This window comes from Piscirickettsia litoralis (assembly GCF_001720395.1).
Lineage (GTDB): Bacteria > Pseudomonadota > Gammaproteobacteria > Piscirickettsiales > Piscirickettsiaceae > Piscirickettsia > Piscirickettsia litoralis.
The window spans coordinates 1012000-1013709 of record NZ_MDTU01000001.1 but is presented as its reverse complement, the minus strand read 5'-3'; the positions used below and the strand labels follow the sequence as shown (position 1 = coordinate 1013709).

General features: G+C 44.4%; 1 protein-coding gene and 1 pseudogene. Both read right to left on the bottom strand.

What is annotated here, in order from left to right; translation table 11 throughout:
• Positions 1-12 precede the first annotated feature (12 nt).
• Positions 13-1155, bottom strand: coding sequence for a galactokinase (locus BGC07_RS04795; protein WP_069312175.1), 1143 nt, complete (start codon positions 1153-1155; stop codon positions 13-15).
• Positions 1156-1174: 19 nt separating this feature from the next.
• Positions 1175-1710, bottom strand: a pseudogene (gene galT, locus BGC07_RS04790) (galactose-1-phosphate uridylyltransferase); the annotation flags it as partial.

The window sequence follows — 1710 nt, the reverse complement described above, 5'->3', positions numbered from 1 at the left end:
GCTTCTTTGTGGTTAGTTGATTGGAGAGGCACTACAGCCTTGGGAAGGTGCGCAAATATAAAGGTAAGGCTCCATTTGTTGTGATTTTTGGTATTGTTCTGTAACAGTTTTTACAAACTGTTCAGCTTCATCGGCGCGTACTAGGGCAATCGCGCAGCCACCAAAGCCTGCACCGGTCATGCGTGCGCCAAAGCAGCCCTCTGTGTCTAAAGCAATTTGAACCATCGTATCGAGTGCCTCGCTGGAAACCTCGAAGTCTTGACAAAGGCTTTCATGGCTGCTGACCATAAGCTTGCCGAAATGAATTGGATCATTATTGAGTAGAGCTTGCTTAGCTTCAAGTACGCGCGCATTTTCACTAATCACATGTTTGGCACGTGCATAAGTTGTTTTATCCAAGCGTGTTTGTAGCGTAGGTAAATCTTTTTCTCCAAGTGTCCGTAATGTTTCAACCGCCATGCTCTCTGCGGCGGCTTCACATTGTTCGCGACGCTCGTTGTAGGCAGACTCAACAAGGCCGCGACGTGTGGCGGTATCCATGATGATGACTTTAGTATTATGAGGCAGTGGCAGTTGCTCATATTCGAGAGAGTCACAGTCAATGAGTAAAGCATGGTTGACTTGGCCTAACGAACAGATGAACTGATCCATGATGCCGCAGTTGACTTTGACCCATTCGTTTTCAGCCTGTTGGGCAAGTTTGGCCATGATCACAGGATCCCAGTTTAAGCTGTTGCTAAGACAAAATGCTTGGCCGATCGCAAGCTCAAATGCGGCTGATGAGGATAAGCCTGCACCAATGGGAATATCTCCATAAACCACTGCATCGAAGCCGTATTTTAGTTTTTGATAATAAGTATGAATTGCCCAGGCCATGCCTTTTGCATATTCTCCCCACTCATGCTCACCTGCACGAAGTTGGTCGAGTAAAAAAGAATAACTATTCTCAAAATTAGCAGCATAAAGGTTAACTTGGCTGTCTTGGCGGGGGCGGATAAATAAGTGAGTTGCTTTATCAATCGCCATTGGCATGACAAATCCATGATTGTAATCTGTATGTTCACCAATTAAATTCACACGGCCCGGTGAGCAGATATGCCATTGAGCTGGTTTTTTATAGAGTTCAGTAAAAGTATCATTGAGCTGAAATTTCATGCAATTATCATCCTAATGTTTAAAGTGCTCGAAGGCGTACTGCGGCTTGTTCTGGAGTGAGGTCACGCTGGGCCTCGCCAAGCATTTCATATCCCACCATAAATTTTTTAACGGTTGCTGAGCGCAATAAAGGGGGGTAAAAATGTGCATGGAGTTGCCAGTGACTGACTTCTGTTGTTCCTTTTTGGCTAGGTGCGCCGTGCCATCCCATCGAATATGGAAATGAAGTATCAAAGAGTTGGTCATATTTAGTTAATAATATTTTTAAAATATGGGAAAGAGAGTGGCGCATAGACTCGGAAAGTTCGGGTAATTGTTTGATTGGCACTTTAGGGAGCAATAGGGTTTCATAAGGCCAAAGGGCCCAGTAAGGGACCACGGCGATCCAGTCATCATTTTCGATTACTGTACGCTCACCGAGTTTTGATTCTAATTTGGCATAATCGAGTAATAATGAGCTGTTATGTTCTTTAAAATAATGGAGCTGATGATCATCTTCTTTTTGCAGCTTCATTAGGGAGAAAATCGCTCGTCCCCAAAATTTGACCGTGTGGG

Excerpts from the sequence above, each read along its gene's own strand:
- BGC07_RS04795 (WP_069312175.1), bottom strand. The coding sequence starts at position 1,155 with ATGAAATTTCAGCTCAATGATACTTTTACTGAACTCTATAAAAAACCA.